A 15,388-nucleotide genomic window follows, 5' to 3' on the forward strand; every position below is an offset into this window, starting at 1 on the left:
CCGCTTCACAGCGGCCGGTCGGGGATCGGGTCGCGGACGAGGCGGGCGTCCTGCTCATCGCCGAGGGTGTCGCGGGTCAGCTCCTCCAGCAGGGCGACCAGTTCGCCGTACTCCTGCGCCGCGTACTCCTCCAGCAGGTCGCGCAGGACCGCCCGCTGGGCGTCGTAGAGCCGCCGCGCGGCGTCCCGGCCCCGCGTGTTGAGCTCCCAGACCGCCGGGTCCCCGGTGTCCTCGTGCAGCAGCCCCGCCAGCACCAACTCGTCGCGGACCTGCTCGGTGACGGCGGCCGGGCAGTGCGCGAGCCGCGCCAGCTCCTCCCGGGTGATCGGCCCGGTGGCGGCCAGGTGGGTCAGCGCCCAGCTGCTGCCCGGTGACAGGTCGAGCCCGGCGGCGCGCGCCAGGTCCGCGTAGATCCGCCTGGCACCGCGGGCGTCGGCGACCCGGTGGACCGCCTTCTCCACCCGGTCCAGCGGCCCACGCCCCGTCCACACCGGCGCCACCTGCTCGTCCAGGTCGGGGGCGGCCACCGTGGTGCGCAGGGGGATCTCCTTCAGCATCAGGGCGAGGATGAAGGCGATGACGGCGACCGGGACGGCGGAGAGGAAGACGATGTCGATCGCGTCGGCGTAGGCGATGAGGAACTCGGCCTGGACGGCTCCGGGGAGTCGGTCCACAACCTGTGGATCGGCCTCGATGCCCTCGACGGTGACGCCCGGGGGCAGGCTGATCTCGGCCGACCGGGCGCGCAGGTTGTCGGCGAGCCGCGCGGAGAACACCGACCCGAAGATCGAGGTGCCGAACGCCCCGCCGATCGACCGGGAGAACGTGCCGGCCGACGTGGCCACGCCCAGGTCGCGGTAGTCCGCGGCGTTCTGGATGGCCGTCACGATCACCTGCATCGTCAAGCCCAGGCCCAAACCGAGCAGCAGGAAGTAGGCCCCCATCTCGATGGGGCGCGTGTCCGGCCCGAGCAGGGACAGCAGCGCGAGCGCGACCGCGATGACGGCGCCGCCGAGGATCGGGAACGGCTTGTAGTGCCCGGTCTTGGTGACCAGGAACCCGGTGCCGATCGACGTGGTGAGCATGCCCAGCACCATGGGCACCAGCGCCAGCCCGGAGACCGTCGGCGAGTAGCCGTGCACGACCTGCAGGAAAAGCGGCAGGAAGGCCATCGACCCCATCATCGCGAAGCCGACGCAGAAGCTGATCGCCATGCCCACGCGGATCACCGGCGAGGCGAACAGGCGCAGCGGCAGCACCGGCTCGGCCGCGCGCCGCGCGCTCAGCCACCACAGCACCCCGAGGGCCAGCGCCGCCGCGCCGAGCCCGATGATGACCGGCGAGGACCATGGATAGGTGCTGCCGCCCCAGGACGCCAGCAGCGTGACGCACACGGCGAGCCCGGCGAGGAGCGCGGTGCCGAGGTAGTCGATGCGGCGGCTCACGCGCGCGGAGGTGTCGGCGGGCAGGATCAGGAGCACGATCAGCAGGGCCGCGACCCCGAGGGGGATGTTGATGTAGAACACCCAGCGCCAGGAGAGGTGGTCGACGAAGAACCCGCCGATGAGGGGGCCGGCGACACTCGCCAGCCCGAACGCCGCGCCGATGAAGCCCTGGTAGCGGCCGCGCTCGCGTGGGGAGACGATGTCGCCGATGATCGCCGAGGCGAGGACCATGAGGCCGCCGCCCCCGATGCCCTGCACCGCGCGGAAGAGGATGAGTTCGAGCATGGCCGCCGCGAGCCCGGACAGCGCCGAGCCGACCAGGAAGATCGCGATGCAGCCGAGGAAGATCCACTTGCGGCCGAACTGGTCACCGAGTTTGCCCCACAGGGGTGTGCTGGCGGTGACGGCGAGCAGGTAGGCGGTGACGACCCAGGAAAGGTGGTTGAGCCCGCCCAGGTCGGAGACGATCGTCGGCAGCGCCGTCGCGACGATGGTCTGGTCGAGGGCCGCGAGCAGCACCGCCAGCAGCAGCGCCCCCATGATGGCGAGGACGGCCGGACGCTTCCCGTCCTCCCTGCGCTCGCGGCGCTCCACGGTGTGCGCCGGCATGCTGATCCCCCGTTCAGCATCGAGTTCGCAGCCCGACCCTATGCGGCACCGGATCACCGACCCCGGGAACGACACCTCTTCTTTGCCCTGCGCATACTCGGGCGGCGGCTCGGCACCGCCCGCCCTCTATAAAACCGAACGAGATTCGGTTACCGTGGTGCCCTACCATCCCGTCCCCGCCTGCCGCACTGGCGCGAGCGAAGGAGCGACTCCATGCAGAGGGAACTCTTCGACACCGAACACGACCTCTTCCGCGAATCGGTGGCCGAGTTCCTCCAACGCGAGGTGGCGCCCTACCACCCCCAGTGGGAGAAGGACGGCATCGTCCCGCGCGAGGTCTGGACCGAAGCCGGGAAGGTCGGCCTCCTCGGCCTCGGCGTGCCCGAGGAGTACGGCGGCTCCGGCACCGACGACTTCCGGTTCAACGTCGTCGTCAGCGAGGAGATCTGCCGCGCCCACGCCACCGGCCTCGGATTCGTGCTGCAGAACGACGTGATGGCGCCCTACCTCGTCGGCCTCACCACCGACGAGCAGAAGCGGCGCTGGCTGCCGGGCTTCAGCAGCGGAGAGCTGATCACCGCCATCGCCATGACCGAGCCGGGCGCCGGGAGCGACCTGCAGGGCGTCCAGACCACGGCGGTGCGCGACGGGGACGACTACGTCATCAACGGCCAGAAGACGTTCATCACCAACGGGATCAACTCCGACCTGGTGATCGTGGTCGCCCGGACCCGGCCGGAGGGCGGCGCGCACGGGACCTCGCTGATCGCCGTCGAGCGCGGCACCCCCGGCTTCGAGCGCGGCCGCAACCTGGACAAGATCGGCCTGAAAGCCCAGGACACCGCCGAACTGTTCTTCAGCGACGTGCGCGTCCCCGCCGCCAACCTGATCGGCGAGGAGAACCAGGGCTTCATCCACCTGATGAACAACCTGCCCCAGGAGCGCCTGTCGATCGCGGTGGCCGCGGTGGCGGGGGCCGAGTTCGTACTGGCCGCGACGATCGAGTACTGCAGGGAGCGCACCGCGTTCGGCCGCCCCATCGGCAGGTTCCAGAACACCCGGTTCGTCCTCGCCGAGCTGTCCACCGAGGTCGACATCGCCCGCACCTACGTCGACCGCGCGATCACCCTGCACAACCGGGGGGACCTGTCCGTCGCGGACGCCGCCAAGGCCAAGTGGTGGACCACCGAGCTGGCCAACAAGGTCATGGACCGGTGCCTGCAGTTGCACGGCGGGTATGGGTACATGATGGAGTACCCGGTGGCGAAAGCCTGGCAGGACGCCCGAGTCCAATCGATCTTCGGCGGCACGACCGAGATCATGAAGGAGATCGTGGGGCGCTCGCTGGACCTGTAGCCGCCCCCCCGAACGGGTCTCGGTGAAAGGGTCACATCGCATGGCGGACGCAGCTGCGGCGAGCGGCGCGTGGGACGGCTTGATCGTCCTCGGTCTCCTGGTCCTCCTCCTCGTCCTGGGCGTGCGCAAGCTCCGCCCCCGCGTCCACATCCCCTGGACCACCGGCGGGATCGTGGTGTTCTTCATCTTCTTGTGCCTGCTGTTGTGGGCGTGGTCCTGGCGCTGACACGGGGGTCGAAGGGGGTCGCCCCCCTGGGCCAACACAGCATCTTCTTGTGCCTGCTGTTGTGGGCGTGGTCCTGGCGCTGACACGGGGGTCGAAGGGGGTCGCCCCCCTGGACCGACACAGCATCTTCTTGTGCCTGCTGTTGTGGGCGTGGTCCTGGCGCTGACGCCACCTTGCCGTTGATCTCGGGGGTATCGACCTCATCTCGCAGCGGATTCGGTCGATACGCCCGAGATCGACGGAGGGATAGGGGCGGGCAACAGGGATGATGGGACCTCAGGTGGGCTGCGCCGACTCGCGGATCAGCCGGGGCCGGGTCCTCTTCCTGCTATTCGCCTTTCAGGGGGATCTCGAACCACACGGCCTTGCCGTCGGGGGTGGGGCGCGAGCCCCATCTGGACGCCAACTGGTCCACGAGGTAGAGGCCTCTGCCGCCCTCGTCGTCGGCGCCCGCGCTGCGGATGCGCGGCAGGCGCAGGTCGTGGTCGAACACCTCGACCCACACCGACGACGCTCCCCGCCTCAGCCGCAGCAGGAAGCGGCGCTTCTCGTCGTCCTGTGTCGTGGAACCGTCGCCCTCCTGGACCTCTTCCAGCAGGTCGGACCAGTCCTCGTCGAACTCGTCGAGCCCCATCGCACCGCCGTGGGCGAAGGGGAGACCGGAGTCCTTGACGCCTTCGGGCGTGAACTCCCGGTGCACCGGAGGAGGCGTCGCGTGGATGACGACGTTGGTGACGATCTCGGACACCAGCAGGCAGGCCAGCTCGGCCTGGTCGCGGTCCATGCCCCAGCTGCGGAACGTGCTGGCCGCGAGGTGCCGGGCCTCGCCGACAGTGGGGGGCTCGGCGACGAACCAGCCCTCCTGGATGGCCAGCTCCTCGGGGTGGGTGCGGACCACGAGCAGCGCGGTGTCGTCGTCGATCTCCCCCGGCACCGCCGTGACGGCGGTCTCCGCGATCTGCTCGACCCCCTTGTCGGCCACGGCCCGCACTCGCTCCACCAGCAGGGTCAGTGAGCGGTGCAGGTTGACCGTGCCGCCCACCGGACGGCGGTCGACCAGGCCGTCGGTGTAGAGCAGCAGGGTGGCGCCGGGCGGCAGGGTGACATCGGCCTGATGGTAGATCGCGTCCTCGAAGGGGGCACCCCGGTGTTTGACGCCCAGCAGCGTGTCGGAGACCTCCAGGGCCAGCTCCGATACCTGGCCGTCGCTGATGAGCAGCGGCGCCTGGTGCCCGGCATTGGCATAGGACAGCGACCGCGACCACGCGTCGTAGACCATGTAGAGGCAGCTGACACTGGGCACCCAGGTGCCGCCGTCGCCGTCGGGACGGCCCAGGCGGCGCACCCACTCGTCCAGCTCGCGCAGGATGTCGGCGGGTTCCCGGTCGGCCTGGGCGAAGGCGCGCAGGGCGGCACGCAGCTGGCCCATGACCGCGGCGGCGTGCGGGCCGCGGCCCTCGACGTCGCCCACGACCATGCCGACCCGGCCCGCCGAGAGCGGGATGACGTCGTAGAAGTCGCCGCCGACCTGGGTCTGGATGCCGTGGCCGTGGGCCTCCAGCGGTTTGGCCGGGACGTAGCGGTGCGCGATGGACAGGCCGTCGAACCGCGGGAAGGAACTGGGCAGCAGGCTGTTCTGGAAGGCCAGCGCGGTGCTGCGCTCCTCCTCGAACAGGCGGGCGTTGTCGATGGCGAGAGCCACCCGTGAGGCGATGGCGCCGACCAGGTCGCGGTCGAAGCCGCCGTAGCTCGTCTTCTCGCGGGGGGACAGGCGGGAGAGGGCGAGCGTGAGCACACCCAGGAGTTCACCGCGGGCGCGCAGAGGCGCCGCGATGGCCGATGTCATCCCCACCTGCTCGGCGACCTGGGCGGAGCGCTCCCCGGCGACGTCCACCGGGTAGATCCGGTCGGTGACGACCTGGGTCTGCAGGGTCCGCATCGCTTCGTAGACGAAGTGCCGATCGGGATATCGGACCTCTTCACCTACGTCGAACCAGGTGCCCGGGGGCGGGGTCCAGCCCTCGGCGTGCACGGACACGCGCCGGACCAGGCGGTCGTGGTCGAAGAGGTCGAGGAAGCAGTGGTCGGCGAACTGCGGCACCAGGATCTCGGCGACCGCCTTCACCGTGGTGTCGAACTCCAGCGAGCTGGCCAGGCGGCTGCCCACCCGGTCGAGCAACCCGTACTGATCCTCCACCCGCCCGTAACGCATGGCCTCGGTGGCGAACCAGACGACGCCCTCGATCGCCCCGGAGTCGTGCCGCAGCGGCACCGCCTGGGAGCGCAGGTGGATCCAGGTGGAGTCGGAGCGCAGGACGGCGAAGGTGCCCTCCCACGTCTCACCCTTGAGGACGCGGCGGGCGAGCTGGGCGGCGCGCTCTTGGTCGGCCTCGTGCACGCCCAGGTCGATGAGGGAGATGCCGAGGAGGTCGCGATCGTCGGCGAATCCGAGGAGTTCGCGGGCGAAGGTGTTCCAGTACAGGAGGTGGCCGTGTCGGTCGGCCACGAAGACGGCGACCTGCGCCTGTTCGAAGACCTCGGCCCCGGAGAGCGCGCCATCGTCGTAGAAGGCTTCCCCCCACCGCTTCATACAGCAGCCACCTTGCCGTCATGGACCGTCTTCACGATGCCCTGCGCGATCCACATCGCCCCTGCGGGACGGACGGATGAGAGATCATGCCGACCGGCCCCGGCCATGGCATGAGCATAGCCCCCGCACGGAGAAGTCCGCTGAACAACGCGACATTCCGGCATCGCGGGACACCATGGGGCACCCCGCGACGTAGTTACGGCTTGGCGACGAAGATGTGGCCGGCGATGTGCCGATCCAGTTCGCTGCGCTCGCCATCCCTCTCGCTACCACCAATCACGCGCACGCCCTCATCGCCGAGCAGAAGCGTCACTTCCTTTCCGGGTTGTACCCCGGCACGCTTCAGATCGAGCATCACATCGGTGTCGCTCTGCAGCTGCTCGCTGATCCGGCGGACCGTCACCCTCGTCGCGGTGCCGTTGGCGACGTCCAGCATCGGCACGATCGAGTCGTCGGTGAAGGGCTCGGGAGCGTAGTCCTCCAGGCCGAGTTCGTCCAGCCCGGGGATGGGGTTTCCGTGGGGGCAGACCGAGGGCGCGTTGAGCAGCTGCACCAGGCGCTCCTCGACGGCCTCGGAGATCACGTGCTCCCAGCGGCAGGCCTCGACGTGCACTTCCTCCCAGGGCAGGCCGATGACGTCGACGAGCAGGCGCTCGGCCAGCCGGTGCTTGCGCATGACGTGCGTCGCGAGCTTACGGCCTTCGGGGGTCATGACCAGATGGCGGTCGTTCTCGACACGGAGCAGGCCGTCGCGCTCCATGCGGGCGACTGTCTGACTGACCGTGGGGCCACTCTGCTGGAGACGCTCGGCGATCCGCGCCCGAAGCGGCACGATGCCTTCCTCTTCGAGCTCGAAGATCGTGCGGAGGTACATCTCCGTGGTGTCGATAAGCCCGTGTGCGGTCAAGGCTCTCCCTCCCATCGTGGGCCCGTTGAGAGTTGACAACGGTAGAACTCTCAACACGGGCCAGCGGCGGCGGATTCCGTGGGCGGAAGACCCGATCCACGAGTCCATCGACCTGCCCGTGCGCCCCTGGCCGCGGGAGCGGCCACCGATGGTTACATCATAGCGTGGCGGGCGACACGCCGATTCCACCTGGTGTGCCATCGTCCACGGCCGGACGCGGGGCCGCAGGTCCTGGCACCCGGGCGATCCGGCGCCGGCCGCCGTGCCTCCCGGACCACCCTCCGCCCCCGGGTCCACCCCGGACCCCGCGGGCACCTCTCGGCGTCCCGTGGCTCCCCGTGCCCGGCCGCTACGGCGAGAGGCGCTCGACCTCCCACGTGCCGTCGGCGGGCTCGCCCCCGACCAGCACGTAGCGGAACCGGTCGTGCATCCGGTCCGGGCTCCCCCGCCAGAACTCCATCTCCACCGGGTGGACGCGGTAGCCGCCCCAGTAGGCCGGCCGGGGCACCTCCACGTCCTCGGGCCACGCGCGGCTGAGCCGCTCGTAGCGCTCGTCGAGCTCGGCCCGCCCCCTGACCGGGGACGACTGCTGCTCGCTCACCCACGCCCCGATCTGCGAGCCGCGCGGCCGGGACCGGAAGTAGCGGTCGTTCTCCTCGTCGTCGAGGCGCTCGACGCCGCCCATGATCATGACCTGGCGCGCCATCTGGTGCCAGGGGAAGACCACGGACACGCGCGGCTCCACGTCCAGGGCGCGGCCTTTTCGTGAGCGGTAGTTGGTGAAGAAGCGCAGACCGGAACTGTCGTAGCCCTTCATGAGGACCGTGCGCCCCCGGGGCGCGCCCGACGGCTCGACGGTCGACAGGATCATCGCGTTGGGCTCGGCCAATCCGGATCCGTGCACCTGGGAGAACCAGATGTGAAACTGCTCCATGGGGTGCGCGGCGAGGTCGGCGAGGCGGAGTGGTGAACGTCCATAGGATTCGCGCAGCTCAGCAGGGTCACAATGGTTCACAGTGAAGCATCTTCACACGAGCTTGGGGGTAGGCGCCACCCATAGGGACCCGTACTCGACACCTCATCTGCCATCGCACATCCCCTACCGGCTCAATGGACGGACCTGCGGTCCGCCGGGCCGAGGATACGGAGGAACCCGGTATGTCGGACTTCAGACCCGGGCTCGAAGGAGTTCTGGCGTTCGAGACCGAAATCGCCGAACCCGACAGGGAAGGCGGTGCCCTTCGGTACCGCGGCGTCGACATCGAGAACCTCGTCGGGCGGGTGAGCTTCGGACACGTGTGGGGGCTGCTGGTCGACGACGCCTTCAGCCCCGGGCTTCCCTTCCCCGAACCCGTCGACGACATCGTCGGCACCGGCGACGTGCGCGTCGACGTGCAGAGCACCCTGGCGACCCTGGCACCGCGCTGGGGGCTCAAACCGCTTCTCGACACCGACGACGCCGAAGCGCGCGACGACCTGGCCCGCGCCTCGTCCACCGCGCTGTCCCTCATCGCGCGATCCGCCCGCGGGGAGGCCCCGCCGGTCCCGCGCGGCCGGATCGAGGAGGGCTCCACGGTCGTCGAGCGGTTCATGATCGAGCTGCGCGGGGAACCGGACCCGCGCCACGTCCGGGCCGTGGACGCCTACTGGACCTCGGCCGCCGAGCACGGCATGAACGCCTCCACCTTCACCGCCCGCTGCATCGCCTCCACCGGTGCCGACGTGGCGGCGGCCCTGTCCGGCGCCGTCGGCGCGATGTCCGGGCCGCTGCACGGCGGCGCCCCGGCACGCGTGCTGCACATGCTGGACGAGACCGAGCGCCTCGGCGACGCGCGGGCCTATGTGCGCGGGGCGCTGGACCGGGGCGAGCGGCTGATGGGCTTCGGCCACCGCGTCTACCGGGCGGAGGACCCGCGGGCACGGGTGCTGCGACGCACCGCGAAGGAGCTCGACGCACCGCGCTTCGAAGTGGCCGCGGCCGTGGAGGAGGCGGCCCTGGAGGAGCTGCACGCCCGCAAACCCGACCGGGTGCTGGCCACCAACGTGGAGTACTGGGCTGCGGTGGTGCTGGACTTCGCCGAGGTGCCGGCGACGCTGTTCACGTCGATGTTCACCTGCGCGCGCACGGCCGGCTGGGCGGCGCACATCCTGGAGCAGAAGCGGACCGGCCGGTTGATCCGGCCCAGCGCCCGCTACGTCGGACCGGGGAACCGCGACGTGGCGGCCGTGCCGGGCGCGCGGGAGGCACTGGCCGCGGGAGCGTGACGGGGCCTTCAGGGCCGACGGCGAAGCACAGAATCGTGAAACGACGGTCGTCCGTCACTTTCCCACACATAATTCCGGGCGGTGAATTCGCTTACCCGCACACCCGTCTTGGAGAAAGCCGACCTTTCCCCCGAACCACCGCACTTCTCCGCCCGGAGCCCCACCCCCTCACCTGCGGCGTGACGACCCCGCCGAGTACCCTGTCCGCGTGACCGAGATTCAGATTCCCGCGAACCTCCTGCCCAAAGACGGACGCTTCGGCTGCGGCCCGTCGAAGGTCCGTCCCGAGCAACTCGACGCCCTCGCCTCCTCCGGCGCGACCTACTTCGGTACCTCCCACCGGCAGAAGCCGGTGAAGTCCCTCGTCGGGCGTGCCCGCTCCGGGCTCGCGGACCTGTTCTCGCTGCCCGAGGGCTACGAGGTGGTCCTCGGCAACGGCGGCACCACCGCGTTCTGGGACATCGCCGCCCACGGCCTGGTCCGGGAGAAGTCCCAGCACCTGTCGTTCGGCGAGTTCTCCTCGAAGTTCGCCAAGGTCACCAAGGGTGCGCCGTGGCTGGCCGAGCCGACCGTCATCACCTCCGACCCGGGCACCCACGGCGAACCGCGCGCCGAGGACGGGGTGGACGCCTACGCGCTCACCCACAACGAGACCTCCACCGGCGTGGCCGCGCCCATCCGCCGCCCGTCGGGCGCCGCCGACGACGCGCTCGTGCTGGTCGACGCCACCAGCGGCGCCGGCGGCCTGCCGGTCGACATCGCCGAGACCGACGTCTACTACTTCGCGCCGCAGAAGTGCTTCGCCGCCGACGGCGGACTGTGGATCGCCGTCATGTCGCCCAAGGCGCTGGCGCGGGTCACCGAGATCGCCGACGGCGGCCGCTACGTCCCGGAGTTCTTCTCCCTGCCGACGGCGATCGACAACTCCCGCAAGGACCAGACCTACAACACCCCGGCCGTCGGCACGCTGCTGCTGCTCGTCGAGCAGCTCGACTGGCTGAACGGGCAGGGCGGGCTGGACTGGGCCGTGCGCCGCACCGCCGAGTCGGCGCAGATCCTCTACGCGTGGGCGGAGAAGTCGTCGTTCGCCACCCCGTTCGTGGCCGACCCGACGCAGCGCTCGCAGGTCGTGGGCACGATCGACTTCAGCGACGACGTGGACGCCGCCGAGGTCGCGGCGACGCTGCGCGCCAACAGCGTCGTCGACACCGAGCCGTACCGCAAGCTCGGCCGCAACCAGCTGCGCATCGGGATGTTCCCGGCCATCGAGCCGTCCGACGTGCAGGCGCTGACGGAGTGCGTCGACCACGTCGTCGGCAGGCTCGGCGGCAAGTTGGCCTGACCGCCGCGGACGGGATAGACATGATGACCGGCCCGGCGACGTCCGGGGCGGTCATCGTCATGTCGGGGTAGATCGGGCCCGCGGGTCCCCAGGGGATGGAATCGGCTGTGCGCAGGAACAAGCAGGAACCCAGCATCAAGATCATTTCGCACCGCGGCGCGTCGGGCCACCGCCCCGAGCACACCCTGGGCTCCTATGAGCTGGGGGCGCGCGTCGGCGGCGACTTCATCGAGATCGACCTGGTCGCCACCAAGGACCACCGCCTGGTCGCGCGGCACGAGCCGGAGATCGGCGGGACCACCGACGTGGCCGACCACCCGGAGTTCGCCGACCGGCGCACGACCAAGGTCATCGACGGCGAGGAGCACACCGGCTGGTTCACCGAGGACTTCACTCTGGATGAGCTCAAGACGCTGCGCGCCACCGAGCGCATCCCCGCCATCCGCCCGGACAACACCGCGCACGACGGCGAGTATGAGATCCCCACCCTGGAGGAGATCATCGGTCTCGCCGAGCGGCTGACCGCCGAGCTCGGCCGCCCGATCGGCATCTACCCGGAGACCAAGCACCCCGAGTACCACGTCTCGGTCGGCCTGGACCTGGAGCCGCCGCTCATCGAGGTCCTGCGCGCCCACGGCCTGGCCGGGCCGAAGCCGGCGGTCCCGGTCTTCCTCCAGTCGTTCGAGGCGGAGAGCCTGAAGAAGCTGGCCGAGACCGAGCTGCCGCTGGTCTTCCTGACCGGCACCGAGGAGCACTGGCAGCGCCACCTCACCCCGGAGGGCCTGGCCGAGGTCGCGACCTTCGCCCACGCCATCGGCCCGAACAAGGACTCCATCATCGGCCGCGACGCCGACGGCAACCTGACCGAGCCCACCACCCTGGTCGACGACGCCCACGCCGCCGGGCTGCTGGTCCACCCCTACACGTTCCGCAGCGAGAACCACTTCCTCCCCGCCGACCTCCGCTCCGGCGACGACCCCACCTCCTACGGCGGCTTCGCGGCCGAGTACGAGCTCTTCTTCGACGCGGGCGTCGACGGCGTCTTCAGCGACCACTCCCGCCACGCCTTCCTCGCCCGCGAGATCTACATGCAGGAGGGGTGACCCGGTTTCGGGACCGGGCGGCGGCCCCGGTCCCGTAGGGGATTTATCCCAAGATCCGTCCGAGGCTCGAACTGCTGACCCGTGCGTTCGCCCAAGCTTGCTTCTATTCTGTGGAAACGACGGGCGAACCGGAGCGGCGTTCATTACGCTTCCGGCTCGGAGGTGAGTGGCGAAATGAGTCTTGCTATGGCGGAAGCCACCCCATACGAGGGGTTCTCGAAGGCCGACCGAATGCTGCGCACCTGGCAAGAGCTGGATGTGCCCGACGGCTGGCGGGCCGAGATCGTCGATGGGAAGATCACCATAATGGCTCCGCCGTCCAAACCTCATAACTTCATCGCGCATCTTCTCCACAGGGCCCTCACGAAGGCAGCGCCTGACGACCTGGGTGTGTTTCAGACTCTCGGTGTGGGGATTCCCGTCCTGGGCGAGGTGTACATTCCGGACCTCGTCGTGATCCCTGAAGACGCCGTCGAGGGAGATCCTTCCAATCCGCACCCTGCGGAGGACGCTCTGCTCGTCGTCGAGATCGTGTCGAAGAGCAGTGCCGACGCCGACCGCAAGAAGAAGCTGTGGGGCTACGCCCACGCGCCTGTGCCGCTCTACCTGCTCATCGACCGCTGGGCAGAAGAAGGACCGGCCGCTTTCCTCTACGAAGACCCCAAGAACGGCGCGTATCTGAAGCGCACCACAGTGAGGTTCGGTGATCCCTTGTACCTCCCGGAACCATTCGACCTGGAGATCGACACCAAGCGGTTCCCCCGGCCCGAGTAGACCGGATCGGCCTCGTCACGTCCTCCGGACCAGGACGATGATGCCCACGATCAGCAGGGCGGCCACCGCGACTCCCGCGCCGATGAGGATTCCCGCGGTGCCTCCGGAGTCGGCTTCGGCGGGCGAGTCGGGGGACGGGGTGTCGGCCCGCTCGGGGTCGGCGGGTGATGGGGACGGGGAGACTGCGTCGGCCAGGGGGACGTACCAGACCGGGCTGTTGTCGCCTTCCGAACCCGCGAGCAGGCCGCTGCCGTCGGGCAGGTAGGTCAGCGACTCCCCCTGCTCCATCTTCGGGAGGGTGATCCGCTCGATGCTGCGGCCGGGGACGCCGTCGGTGGCGTCGTAGAGGGTCGCGCCCCAGTAGGTGCGGATGGCGTACTGGGATCCGTCGGGGGCGAAGGCCGCGTCGGTGGCGTACAGCGGGGCGGAGTCGATGCGGGTGAGGGTGTTGGCGCCGTCCGGGTCGAGGGTCTCCGGGGCCGCGTAGACGCCTCCGGCGATCTCCTTGCTGACGACGTAGAGGCGGTTGTCGCGCGGGTCGATCATCAGGCCCTCGGCGTCGCGCCCGCCATCCTCGTAGGTGAAGGTGAAGGTGGTCGCCTCGACGGTCTGGTCGGTCAGCCGCTCCGGCTCGGGGATCCGGTAGACGCGGATGTTCGGCCAGGCGCCCTGGAAGTTGTCACCGATGTCACCGACGTAGATGGCCGGTTCGCCGTCGTCGCCCACCCCGAGAGAGATGGCCTCCCAGTCGCGCGCCTCGACTCCGGCTCCGGTCAGGGTGACGGTGGCGACCGTGGCGCCGTTCTCGTCGACCGCGTAGATCTCGGCCGGGTAGTCCCCGCTGTCGTTGTGCGTCCACACCACGCCCTCGTGCCGCTGGGAGACCGCCAGGCCACTGGACTCGCGGATGCGCGGGTCCTCCAGACGGAAGCGGATCTCCGACCCCTCGGGGGCACGCTCCGCCGCCTCCTCCGGCGTGACCGGGGGCGCCGGGATGGCGGCGAGTGCGACACCGGGTGTCGCGGAGAGCACCGCGCACACGATGGGGAGGGCGAGCACGGTGCGTTTCCACATGTCCGCTATCTTCCCACCGACCCGGGGTCGCCATGGCTTTGGATGCACGCCTTGTGGGCATGTTCCGCTTACGACATGCGCCCGAGGCGAGAGGAAGACCATGCGAATCGTCGCCTGCCTGAACGGTGACCGCCGTCCGGGTGCGCATCCCGCTCTGCCGATCTCCGCGGACCAGGTCGCCGAGGATGCCCGCGCGGCCGTGGCCAGCGGGGCGGACGAGATCCATGTCCACCCGCGCGACAAGCGGGGCGCCGAAGCACTGGAGCCCCAGGTCCTCACCCCGCTGCTGGAGCGGCTGCGGGCGGCCGTCCCCGACGTGCCGATCAGTGTGACCACCGCCCTGTCCGCCGAGCCGGACCCGTGGCGGCGCTACGACGTGGTGCAGCGCTGGGGCGCGCTGCCGGACTCGGCCACGGTGAACCTGCACGAGCCCGGGTCGGTGGAGGTCGCGCGGCTGCTGATCGACCGCCGGGTGCTGGTGGAGGCCGGTGTGTGGACGGTCGAGGCGGCGCGCATCCTGGCCGCCAGCGGCCTGGCGTCGGAGTTCACCACGGTTCTCATCGAACCGACGCAGGCCACGACGGAGGCGGCGCTGGACAACGCGTCGGCCATCACCCGCATCCTCGACCGCGCCGGGATCAGGCTGCCCCGCCTACTGCACGGGCAGGACGACACGGCCTGGCCGGTGCTCGACGCCGCGATCGAACAGGGCTACGACATCCGCATCGGGCTGGAGGACACCCTGCGCGCCCCGGACGGCGCGGAGGCGGCGGACAACGCCGACCTGGTCTCCCACGCGGTGGCCCGTGTCGCCGCCACGGCCTGACCTCCCGCTCTCCCCCGTTGATCCGGGCGACGTGCACCGACCGCGCGGCGTCTTTCGGTGCACGTCGCCCGGATCAACGCGTGGAGGAGTGGCGGGGGTCAGCCGAGCAGGGAGCCGATCACGACGACGAGCATGATCGCCGCGAGCACAACGGGCAGAAGCCAGCGCTGCTTGCGGTTGTTGGTGAGCATGCTCATGGGTCCGGCCTAACTCGTCACGTGCGGGGTGCGTGGGGTCGTTTCAGCCTAACGGCCATGTGGCGACGGTCCGGTACCGGGGAGAGCCGCCGAGGACGCTGTGCACCAGGTGCACCTCCTCGGCCGTCCAGAACGGAGTCGTCATCGACCGCAGGGAAGAGCGGTGTCGGCTGAAATCGGCGGGTGTGCGGCTGCGCGCGAGGGTGAGGTGCGGCACGTAGGGGCGCCGCTCGACCGGGATCCCGGACTTGCGGGCGGCGCGGCGCAGGTCGGCGGCGAGCCGGCCGAGCGCGCCGACGTCCCCTTCGAAGCCCGCCCACAGCACCCGGGCGCGGGTGTCGTTCCCGGGGAAGGTCCCGGCGCCGCGCACCGCGAGCGACAGCGGTTCGTGCCGCCCGACCTCGGCGGCGATGCGCTTCTCCAGGTCGGCCCTGTGCTCGTCGTCGACCTCGCCGAGAAAGACGAGGGTGAGATGCCAGTCCTCGGGCCGGCTCCAGCGCAGTCCGTCACCGTCGGTGCGGACCGCCGCCGCCGCTCGGGCGACGCGCTCCAGTAGAGCGTCCGGGGGATCGATCGCGAGGAAAAGCCGCATCCGTGACCTCCGCCTGGGGGGTACCGCCGCCCGATTCCGGGCGCTGTTGCCGTCTTTGTTCCCACTGTGCGGGAGAAAGTAC

Annotated in this window: 13 protein-coding genes; 7 read left to right on the plus strand and 6 right to left on the minus strand. The window is 70.3% G+C overall.

Going from position 1 to position 15,388, the window contains the following annotated elements; all coding sequences use genetic code 11:
• Positions 1-5: 5 nt before the first annotated feature.
• Entirely contained in the window at positions 6-2,054 is a 2,049-nt protein-coding gene (locus tag HNR23_RS19120; RefSeq protein ID WP_184077368.1) for an MFS transporter, read from the minus strand.
• A gap of 213 nt (positions 2,055-2,267) precedes the next feature.
• Here HNR23_RS19120 and HNR23_RS19125 point away from each other — a divergent pair, with 213 nt between their 5' ends.
• Together HNR23_RS19125 and HNR23_RS19130 are read left to right on the plus strand one after the other, a co-directional pair.
• Positions 2,268-3,410: an acyl-CoA dehydrogenase family protein gene (locus HNR23_RS19125; RefSeq protein ID WP_184077370.1), complete on the plus strand. Its 1,143-nt coding sequence runs from the start codon at positions 2,268-2,270 to the stop codon at positions 3,408-3,410.
• A gap of 40 nt (positions 3,411-3,450) precedes the next feature.
• Positions 3,451-3,636: a hypothetical protein gene (locus HNR23_RS19130; protein ID WP_184077372.1), complete on the plus strand. Its 186-nt coding sequence runs from the start codon at positions 3,451-3,453 to the stop codon at positions 3,634-3,636.
• 328 nt (positions 3,637-3,964) lie between these two features.
• Here HNR23_RS19130 and HNR23_RS19135 read toward each other — a convergent pair whose 3' ends face one another.
• From HNR23_RS19135 to pdxH, 3 genes are all read right to left on the minus strand, one after another.
• A complete protein-coding gene (locus tag HNR23_RS19135; RefSeq protein WP_184077373.1) occupies positions 3,965-6,226 on the minus strand; it encodes a SpoIIE family protein phosphatase in 2,262 nt (753 codons plus the stop codon).
• 196 nt (positions 6,227-6,422) lie between these two features.
• On the minus strand, positions 6,423-7,133 hold the full coding sequence (locus tag HNR23_RS19140; RefSeq protein ID WP_184077374.1) for a metal-dependent transcriptional regulator: 711 nt from the start codon (positions 7,131-7,133) through the stop codon (positions 6,423-6,425).
• A 349-nt stretch (positions 7,134-7,482) separates the two neighbouring features.
• The gene (pdxH, locus tag HNR23_RS19145) at positions 7,483-8,148 is read right to left on the minus strand and encodes a pyridoxamine 5'-phosphate oxidase (RefSeq protein ID WP_184077376.1); all 666 of its coding nucleotides are present in this window, start codon (positions 8,146-8,148) and stop codon (positions 7,483-7,485) included.
• Between the two features lie 143 nt (positions 8,149-8,291).
• Between pdxH and HNR23_RS19150 the strand changes: the two genes are divergently transcribed.
• From HNR23_RS19150 to HNR23_RS19165, 4 genes are all read left to right on the plus strand, one after another.
• Positions 8,292-9,398, plus strand: a complete 1,107-nt coding sequence (locus HNR23_RS19150; RefSeq protein WP_184077378.1) for a citrate synthase 2 — start codon at positions 8,292-8,294, stop codon at positions 9,396-9,398.
• A gap of 208 nt (positions 9,399-9,606) precedes the next feature.
• Entirely contained in the window at positions 9,607-10,740 is a 1,134-nt protein-coding gene (gene serC / locus HNR23_RS19155) for a phosphoserine transaminase (protein ID WP_184077380.1), read from the plus strand.
• Between the two features lie 107 nt (positions 10,741-10,847).
• Entirely contained in the window at positions 10,848-11,843 is a 996-nt protein-coding gene (locus HNR23_RS19160) for a glycerophosphodiester phosphodiesterase family protein (protein WP_184077382.1), read from the plus strand.
• A gap of 186 nt (positions 11,844-12,029) precedes the next feature.
• Positions 12,030-12,617: a Uma2 family endonuclease gene (locus HNR23_RS19165; protein WP_184077384.1), complete on the plus strand. Its 588-nt coding sequence runs from the start codon at positions 12,030-12,032 to the stop codon at positions 12,615-12,617.
• Between the two features lie 15 nt (positions 12,618-12,632).
• Here the strand turns inward: HNR23_RS19165 and HNR23_RS19170 are convergent, their stop codons facing one another.
• A complete protein-coding gene (locus tag HNR23_RS19170) occupies positions 12,633-13,691 on the minus strand; it encodes an SdiA-regulated/phytase-like domain-containing protein (protein WP_184077386.1) in 1,059 nt (352 codons plus the stop codon).
• A gap of 100 nt (positions 13,692-13,791) precedes the next feature.
• Between HNR23_RS19170 and HNR23_RS19175 the strand changes: the two genes are divergently transcribed.
• Complete coding sequence (locus tag HNR23_RS19175) at positions 13,792-14,517, plus strand: 3-keto-5-aminohexanoate cleavage protein (protein ID WP_184077388.1); 726 nt, start codon at positions 13,792-13,794, stop codon at positions 14,515-14,517.
• A gap of 240 nt (positions 14,518-14,757) precedes the next feature.
• Here HNR23_RS19175 and thpR read toward each other — a convergent pair whose 3' ends face one another.
• The gene (thpR, locus tag HNR23_RS19180) at positions 14,758-15,306 is read right to left on the minus strand and encodes an RNA 2',3'-cyclic phosphodiesterase (protein ID WP_184077390.1); all 549 of its coding nucleotides are present in this window, start codon (positions 15,304-15,306) and stop codon (positions 14,758-14,760) included.
• Between the last annotated feature and the right edge of the window lie 82 nt (positions 15,307-15,388).

The sequence above is a fragment of the Nocardiopsis mwathae genome (genome assembly GCF_014201195.1).
Taxonomy (GTDB): Bacteria; Actinomycetota; Actinomycetes; order Streptosporangiales; family Streptosporangiaceae; genus Nocardiopsis_C; species Nocardiopsis_C mwathae.